Raw genomic sequence first — 7,746 nt, 5'->3', positions numbered from 1 at the left:
GCGGGGATTGAGAAAGGAGAAGAACTGGAATGGGTACTGGAGGACCGGAACACGTTCGTGTTGAGACGGGTCAAACCGGCGAAGTCGGTGCTGAAAAAGCCGAAGGCTTAACCTGACGCGCATGCCCTTTGGGGCTTTTGAGGTTTGAGGGGCGGAGCGCGGATTGGAGTGGGGTGGCTTTCGGTCTGGAGGTTTGGCCGCCTCCCGCCGGACCTTTCGGAGAAAGGTCCCTGCCCTTCCGGGCTCAGGGGTTTAGTCGCCGGGAGCTGTAGCCTTTGTCGGGGAACTTGGTGGAGTCCATCGACTTGCCTTCGCCGTTCCATGGGGTGCTCGCATGGGTGATGCCGAGTTCGCCGATGGACTTCGCGAGGATGCTATCGGAGCCCGATGCGATGCTGCCGATGGACGTGGTGTAGTCGGCTTCGTCGGAACCGAGCAGACAGCGGCGCAGGGTGACGGGGCCGCCGCTTTCGTCATCGAGCTCGATGGCCGATTTCTTGTGTGCAAGGAGGGTACATGTGTCGACAGTGAGGGTGCCGGACTTCGTCCAGAGTCCGGTCTGCGACCAGCCGGCAAAGCAGTTGGTGAGTACTGCGCCATGCCAGATGCGGAAGTCGCGGCGGTGGCCGATGGCAATGCAGCCGGTGAGCTTCACATCCTTCACCTTGAGGTCGAAGCCGCCGTCCTGATTGCGCAGGGCAAGGCAGCGCAGGAAGCCGACATCGCGGTTCTTCCCTTCCGCGACGAAGCCATCGCCATTGGTGTACTTCACCGTCTGGTTGGACTTGATGTTGTTCCGCGCCACGCAGTCCTCGAAGCGGAAGGAGCTGTTAGGCGTCTTCCCATCGCCGACGAGAAAGCCGAAGGGGAAGACCTCGGTCTTGGTTTCCCATGCGGCATCGCCCTCCGAGCAATCGGCGCTGCAATGCTGGAGCGTGACGCGGTCGCAGCCTTCCTCGAAGCGGAAGCCGTGCTTGCTGTAGCGCTTCATCGCGCAGCCGGAGAGCAGGAGGTCATCGCAATCCGAGAGATAGAAGCCATGGCGGACTTGCTGGATGGCGATGTCCTCAAAGTGGATGCGGGCGCGCGGCTGATCCGGGGAGGGGTGGGCGCGGACGGCGAAGCAGTGGTGGCTGAGGCTGATCTGCTTCACCACGACATCGGTGAGGCCGGGAGCGAGGGTGATGGCGGTGCCGCCCTTGTCCGGCTTGTCGATGGTCCAGGTGCCGGTGATGCGGGTGCCGGGGGTACCTTCGAGGATTTTCGGCTTTCCGGGCGAGCCGCCGGTGCGGAGCGTGATGCTGAGCCCCGTGTAGTCACCCGTACCCAGCCGGAGCCGATCGCCCGGGGCCATGCGGTCGAAGATTTCCGAGATCGCGCTGCCGGGCGCGGCATTGGCGACGCTCGAGCCATCCCTGGCACCTCCGCCCTGTGGCGTGACGAAGAGGTCGCCCGCCAGGCAAGCGGTGGCGGAGAAGAGAAGCATCAGCGGCAAGGATTTCACGGCAGGAGGCATACGCCCGGAATAGGGAGCCGACTATCAGGGTGTAACGTTTGCGCGGCGGTGGCGTTATTTATCGGGAAGACGGACTGGCGGATTGCCAATCCGGAACGGCCTGTCTCCCTGATATCACGATTCCTCCTCTCTCATGAAGCTGCTCCCCCTTGCCCTTGTCGGCAGTCATTTGGCCGTGTTCGGGCTGGTCTACGGGATGGCTCGCGGTGGCCCCGGCCCGGAGGGAGAAGGGAAAGCGGCGACGGCATCCGGGAAGTCATCCGACCGCGGCAGCGCCAGTGAAGGCGGTGATGGCGAGGCACTGCTGGCCAGCTTCATGGAGCAGCAGAAGCCGGGCGGGTCCGCGTACGAGATGCTGAAATCCACTCTGCCGATGGCGGCCGATCCGGAGGCGGCGGCACGCGATGCGATCCGCACCTATGCAGAGAAGCCCGGGGGCGAGCAGGCGCTGGCAGAGGCGGCGGTGCGCACGCTGCACTGGCTGCGCGCTGCGGAAGATCCGGAGACGGTGATCGAATACCTGTGGACCGACGAGGCGGCGCGAAAGGCGGATCTGCTGGCGCTCTTCTCCCCCACCGCGGTGAAGGACATGGCAAAGGAGAAGGGTGCGCTGGATTCCTGGCGCTGGCTGTGGAAGCGGCCCTTCACGCGGGACTCCTTCGGGCAGGTGGCGCTGGAGGAGATGAAGGCGGGCGGTGGCTTCGATCTCTTCAAGCGGCTGGAGTCCACGATGCGGGATAGCCCGATCTTCTCCATGCAGCGGCGCCTCGTGGTGACCGACCCCTCCGGCAGGCGCGAGAGCTACTACCTGCAGGCGGGCACGGCGACGGACTTCAAGGACCGGCAGGCGCTCTACGATTACGCGATGGATCCGCTGAATGAGGAGGTGCGCGACGAACTGCTGCGCGGATTCTCGCGGAGCAGCGGTGAGGCCAGCGAGTGGGTGCTGGAGCAGGAATCGCTGGATCCGAGAACAGCGGAGATGCTGCGCAAGGAGCAGAATCTGGCGGCCGCTCGCGACATGACGCAGGACTATGCCGGCCGGATCGAGGCGATGCGGAAGACCGGCAATCTGGAAGGTAAGGACGATCAGGCGCTGGTGAACGAACTGGTCCACCAGGACCTGAACAGGGTGCTGAACGAGGGCCGCGACTGGCGCTATGAATTCCGCCACGGGGTGTCCTCGCTGGACGAGATCATGACCGCGGTGCGCGGTGCCATGCCGAAGGTGCCGGCGGAGGGAGAGGAGGCGCTGATGGTCTCGCTCTACCGCGAGCTGGTGGAAGAGGACACGAAGAAGGCGCTGCCGCTGCTCGACAGCCTCCCGGAGGACAAGCGGCGCGAGGCACTCTTCCACTCCACCTGGCTGAGCATGGTGAACATCAACCCGGACGAGTATCTGGAATTCTTCTCCGCGCTGCCGGAGCCGGTGACGCCGGAGGAGAAGGACCTGCGGACGAAGGGCTGGAACTGGAAGGCGCGCGGATTCCTGATGCGCTTCGGTAATGACTACGTGGAGTGGGTGAAGGCGATGCCACCGGGCATCGACAAGGACACCGCGATGAACTCGCTGATCTGGGCGACGCGCGAGCAGAACGCTGCCGAAGCCCGCAAGCTGAACGAGGAACTCTATCCGCCGAAAGACGATGAAGCGAAGTAAGACGGTCTTGCTGCTAAGCAGCCATCTCGCGATCGCGGTAATCGCGCTGCTAATCGCTCGCCCGGGCGAGTCCGGGGGCGGCGAAGCCGCGGGGAGCGGTCCGGCTTCGCAAGCGGCATCTAGCAAGAGCGGCGGCGACAAGGCCGCGGCGGGCGGGCGCACGAAGAGCGGCAGCTTCCAAGCATCCGTCACCTGGCGCGGCGGGGAGTATGCGCGGGCTTGGAAGGCGCTGCGCACGGCGAAGCTGCCGACGGGCGAGCGGATCCGGATGCAACGCGAGCTGCTGAAGCAGTGGGCCGCGCTGGATCTGGAAGCGGCGATCGAGGCGGCGCTGGGCGAGGCATGGGACAAGGATGACGGCGAGTACTACGATCCCACGGGCAGTCTGTTAGAAGTGTTCGCGGATGAATTCGGGAAGGATCCCGCAGGGACTTGGGAGATGCTACGCGGCCGGCAATTCGACGTGGCGACGGGGATGCTGCGGCACGTGTGGATCGGCGCGCTGGGCACGAAGGATCCGGTTTTCCTGGCCTCCAAGCTGGGCGAACTCTCGTGGCGCGACCGGGAGAAGGCGCTCAACTCCTGCCGCCGGGGATTCAAGCCGGGGACGGAGAGCGGCGAGAAGTTGTTCGAGACGCTGGCACGCCTGCCGGAGGAGGTGGTGAGCGCGGATGATCTGGTGGCCTTCTCTGCCGGTGGCCGTCTGGATAGCACGCCGGATGAGTTGAAGCAGGAGATACTCAGCCTGGGGCCGGATGAGCAGCGGATGGCCAAGGTGCTGGCGATCCAGTGGGGCCGGATGCTCGCCTCGCTGGGCGTGGCGGAGATCGAGACACAGCTTGCCAGCCTGCCGGAAGCGCTGCGCAGCGAGGTGGTGTGGGCGGCCTTCAATAGCACGGATTCAGCGGAGAGCACACTGGGTCTGGCGACCATGCTGGCGGACCAGGGCGCTTGGCAGAAGCTGGAGCAGCGCGAGACGACCGGCATGATCCAGCACATCGCCCGCAACGGTGCCGCACAGGAAGTGGCGGACTGGGCGACGACGCTGCCGGTGCGCAAAGAGACCATCGAACTCTTCCACCGCAGCGTGGACCGCTACCTGAACCAGAACATGGAGGGTGCCCGCGAATGGCTGGCGAACATCCCGCCGGGCGTGTGGCGCGACCGTGCCTATGCCGAGTACTCGCAGCAGGCGCTGAATGCCCACAATAACCCGGAGGCTTCACGCTGGGCGCTCGACCAAATCGGCGACACGGGCTTCAAGAGCGAGGCGGAGAGCTGGCGCTCGCAGTGGGAGAAGCGCACCGGGTGGAAAGGAAATTGAAGAAGGGGCTCATGCGCATGCCGATCCACCATACCATCCATCGGAACGTCCGGAAATGCTCTATCAACCCTGCGCCTTGAACCCGGGCGCACTTCGCGATGTTTCCGTCGCGGAGGGAGGAGCGGCCAACTCGGGAGAAAAGTTCATGGCGCAGAGCTAACAGGGGGAACCGCAGAAGCGTGGGGGAGATCCTCTCATCACAAGGATTGGTCCAAGAGAGGCCGGCTTCGAAACGGGTGGGAGGGGATTCCATGGCTGGTACCCGGGAGGGAATCACACGGTGGGGGCATCTTCCTGAATAGCTATCTATTTTTCGCCCATTTTTACTAACAGTATTACATATAGGTAATCCGCGCTTCTTTTAAGCCATCTTAGAGCAGGAACACACTCCCGAAAGATTCTCGACCGCCCCACCGAACTTGCGCAGGGGTTTTATTTCCTCCGGGCGCTTTTGAGACAGCGGTATCCGGTCAACTTGTGACGACTTTCATCCCACAGCCGGAACCCGAGGGACTTCAGGCTGCCGCGGAAGGTGAGCGGTTTCACCCCCCGGAACATGGGCTCCGCCATGTGGGCGCGCTCCAATTCATAGTTCGGGATTCTCGGACTTAGGTGGTGGATGTGATGGTAGCCGATATTTCCCGAGAACCATTTGAGAATCCCCGGCAGCTTGTAGAAGGAACTTCCTTCCAATGCCGCCTTGGCGAAATCCCAGTCCGGGCGGCGTTCCCAATACACACCCTCGAACTGATGCTGGACGTAGAAAAGCCAGACACCTGCAATACTGGCAACGAGCATGGCTGTGAGCTGGAGGATGAGGTATGGCAGCCAGCCGAATGCCCACACCCCCGCGGCAGCGATGAGAGCGATACCAAGGTTCGTCGCATGAACCCAACGCCTGAGATGCCTGTCGGCTTTCCTCGCAGGGAAGCGTTGCAGCACGAGGAACAATAACAGGGGGGCGATCCCGAACAGGATCACCGGATTGCGCGATAGCCGGTAAGCAAACCTCCGCCCGCGCGATGAATCCAAATACTCCTGGACGGTGAGCGTCCAGACATCACCCATTCCGCGGCGATCAAGATCCCCGGCGCTGGAGTGATGGATCGCATGTTCCCATCGCCATTGGTGATATGGGGTGAAAACCAGAATCCCGGTAAGAAATCCCGCGATCTCATTGGCCCGCTTCGATCTGAAGAACGAAAGATGGGTGCAGTCGTGGAAGATGACGAAGGTCCGGACAAGGAAGGCTCCTGCAAGGATGGCCAAGGGAATCGCCAGCCAATAGGAAACCGGCAGACTGAAATACATCGCCACCCATAGAGCGGCGTAGGGCAGGAGCGTATTGGAGAGCTGCCAGGCAGCCCGCCAGCGGGAAGAAACCTGATACCGGCGCACGATCTCTCTCCAATCGGCAGGCCCGTCTTCGTGGACCCCGGCAAAACCCGGCGTCTCTTGGTTCTTCATCTTAACGGTAAATCTCGACCCGCTACGGGTCCTCGCAACGGAAATCCAAGACCGACGGGCTACCGCCCAGGAGTAGCGACCCGGCCCGGATCGAGCCTCCCGGAACCGGTAGCTTCCTACGAACCGATAAATTCCGCTATGTTTTAGATAAATCCGGCATTAGGTGTCATGTGGACTTCCAGAGGCCGGAAAACAACCTCCCACCCGATTGGGATGCGCGAGGAAGATTCAAGAATGATATCGCGGCCTACCACATGGAAAGGGCCAGAATCGCCATCGGCGACATCCGCAAGATTGATCCGCTGCTCGCCCAGGCCGTGGCGGATGCGATCCTGCACTCCCTGCTCGCGGCGAATATCCACAATCACAGGATGTTTCCGCGACTTCAGAAGTCACCCGAAAATCCAGCACCCTAGTTTCCCCCCAAAAAATCCCTCCTCGATGAATGTAGAAATCGCAACGTGCCCGACTCGGGGAGGCTGGTATTGGTGGCGACAGCACGAATTCGATACGTGGAAGGTGGTGGAAGTCCGCAGCGATCACGGAGCGCTGTACTGCGCCACCGATGACGACATGGATTACCAGAGCGGTGACGATCCGGAAGCACCCTTCACCGGGGATTGGTGGGCGATGCGGATCGAGCCACCGCCAGACCCCGCTGCGGGCTGAGGGGCCGCCTGCAACGCCGGGACCCGAAGAGGCAGGTTCCGCGGCGAGGTCCGCATTAAGCCCGAATGTTAGGTAAAACAAAAGCATTCGTAGCTTATCCTCCATCCGAGAGCATGATCGCTCCATCGCTCGATCCCCCCGCAGAGCGCCCCCCGCCTAGGAACGCAGGGCAAACTCGCCGTCCATGTCTTTAACCCATCGTAGCCGGCGAGTTTGTCATTCCGAACGCCCTTTCCTCCCTCTTGCCCCCTCCTCCGCTACTTCCAAATGAAGTAAGCAAATGCGAATACAATCAGCGGCATCGACATTCCCCCTGAGATCCCCTGATATGAGAGGCGGATGAGAAGCCGCGTTTGATCCGCACCCTCGACATGGGCCAGCGAGATCCGGACTCATCACCTTCCCCGCCATGCTCCGGCGTAACCGCCGCCCTACCGGCGGATCTTGTTTTCCTGCTTCCCCCCACATGACGGAAGCATCGCCAGCCCCCCCACTGGCGGTGCTTCCACTACACTCACGAACCATGTACACCGAACTACCTGTCTTCCGCCAATCGCGGCTCGCGTGTTCCATCGGCGAGGCCATCAAGGTAGAGCTCGTTCCCGGCTGGGGCACCGGACTTTCACGGCGCCAATATTCGCTTCCGGAGCCTCATTTGAACTTTCCCGATGCCGGCGTGGGGTTCCCCACCCCTGAGATTCCGTGGACCTTCCATCTCCAGGAATCCGCTGAAGCGAGCGGAGGCGAATGCCGCTACTACTGGGTGCGTGTTTCATGAACGGCTGCCGGTGAGCGAGAGCACTTGCTGCCTCGCGCCAATGAGCAGTTTACATTTAAATACGTTGTAACACCCGCTTTAGGGGCTAGCGTGCCGAATGCGAGAACTCGGGATCACCCCGCCTGATCCCAAAGACCCTCCGGATGGGACCCGGTTACCGGCTGCGAACACGACGCCTGCCGTTGGCGCGGCCCCGGCAGCTGGCGAAACAGGGACTTCCCCTGCTGCCGCCGAAGGAAGCGAGAAACCTTCGGCCGAAGCAGAAAATCCCTAACACCCGCAGGCGCTCAAAAAACTCGCCCGCCAACTTGTAGAAGCCGAGCTGCTGCGTA

At 62.3% G+C, this 7,746-nt stretch carries 7 protein-coding genes; 5 read left to right on the top strand and 2 right to left on the bottom strand.

Annotated elements, in window-relative coordinates; translation table 11 throughout:
• Positions 1 to 244 precede the first annotated feature (244 nt).
• The gene (locus OJ996_RS21975) at positions 245 to 1,504 is read right to left on the bottom strand and encodes a right-handed parallel beta-helix repeat-containing protein (protein ID WP_264515843.1); all 1,260 of its coding nucleotides are present in this window, start codon (positions 1,502 to 1,504) and stop codon (positions 245 to 247) included.
• 145 nt (positions 1,505 to 1,649) lie between these two features.
• Between OJ996_RS21975 and OJ996_RS21970 the strand changes: the two genes are divergently transcribed.
• Together OJ996_RS21970 and OJ996_RS21965 are read left to right on the top strand one after the other, a co-directional pair.
• Positions 1,650 to 3,176, top strand: coding sequence for a hypothetical protein (locus tag OJ996_RS21970; protein ID WP_264515842.1), 1,527 nt, complete (start codon positions 1,650 to 1,652; stop codon positions 3,174 to 3,176).
• Positions 3,163 to 4,500, top strand: a complete 1,338-nt coding sequence (locus tag OJ996_RS21965; RefSeq protein WP_264515841.1) for a hypothetical protein — start codon at positions 3,163 to 3,165, stop codon at positions 4,498 to 4,500. The genes OJ996_RS21970 and OJ996_RS21965 overlap by 14 nt, the downstream gene beginning before the upstream one ends.
• Before the next feature lie 432 nt (positions 4,501 to 4,932).
• Here OJ996_RS21965 and OJ996_RS21960 read toward each other — a convergent pair whose 3' ends face one another.
• Positions 4,933 to 5,967, bottom strand: coding sequence for a fatty acid desaturase (locus OJ996_RS21960; RefSeq protein ID WP_264515840.1), 1,035 nt, complete (start codon positions 5,965 to 5,967; stop codon positions 4,933 to 4,935).
• Positions 5,968 to 6,221: 254 nt separating this feature from the next.
• Here OJ996_RS21960 and OJ996_RS21955 point away from each other — a divergent pair, with 254 nt between their 5' ends.
• The 3 genes from OJ996_RS21955 (at position 6,222) to OJ996_RS21945 (ending at position 7,414) form a co-directional block, all read left to right on the top strand.
• Positions 6,222 to 6,383, top strand: coding sequence for a hypothetical protein (locus OJ996_RS21955; RefSeq protein ID WP_264515839.1), 162 nt, complete (start codon positions 6,222 to 6,224; stop codon positions 6,381 to 6,383).
• 25 nt (positions 6,384 to 6,408) lie between these two features.
• Positions 6,409 to 6,636 (top strand): hypothetical protein, encoded by a 228-nt coding sequence (locus tag OJ996_RS21950; protein ID WP_264515838.1) that lies wholly within the window; start codon positions 6,409 to 6,411, stop codon positions 6,634 to 6,636.
• 523 nt (positions 6,637 to 7,159) lie between these two features.
• On the top strand, positions 7,160 to 7,414 hold the full coding sequence (locus tag OJ996_RS21945) for a hypothetical protein (RefSeq protein WP_264515837.1): 255 nt from the start codon (positions 7,160 to 7,162) through the stop codon (positions 7,412 to 7,414).
• Positions 7,415 to 7,746: the final 332 nt, after the last annotated feature.

Source organism: Luteolibacter rhizosphaerae, from assembly GCF_025950095.1.
GTDB lineage: Bacteria > Verrucomicrobiota > Verrucomicrobiia > Verrucomicrobiales > Akkermansiaceae > Haloferula > Haloferula rhizosphaerae.
Note: the sequence above shows the minus strand (reverse complement) of the source record. Positions and strands in the feature narration are given on the sequence as shown.

Bases quoted from the DNA above. Each gene is read 5' to 3' on its own strand.
- OJ996_RS21970 (WP_264515842.1), top strand. From the start codon at position 1,650: ATGAAGCTGCTCCCCCTTGCCCTTGTCGGCAGTCATTTGGCCGTGTTC.
- OJ996_RS21965 (WP_264515841.1), top strand. From the start codon at position 3,163: ATGAAGCGAAGTAAGACGGTCTTGCTGCTAAGCAGCCATCTCGCGATC.
- OJ996_RS21960 (WP_264515840.1), bottom strand. From the start codon at position 5,967: ATGAAGAACCAAGAGACGCCGGGTTTTGCCGGGGTCCACGAAGACGGG.
- OJ996_RS21955 (WP_264515839.1), top strand. From the start codon at position 6,222: ATGGAAAGGGCCAGAATCGCCATCGGCGACATCCGCAAGATTGATCCG.
- OJ996_RS21950 (WP_264515838.1), top strand. From the start codon at position 6,409: ATGAATGTAGAAATCGCAACGTGCCCGACTCGGGGAGGCTGGTATTGG.
- OJ996_RS21945 (WP_264515837.1), top strand. From the start codon at position 7,160: ATGTACACCGAACTACCTGTCTTCCGCCAATCGCGGCTCGCGTGTTCC.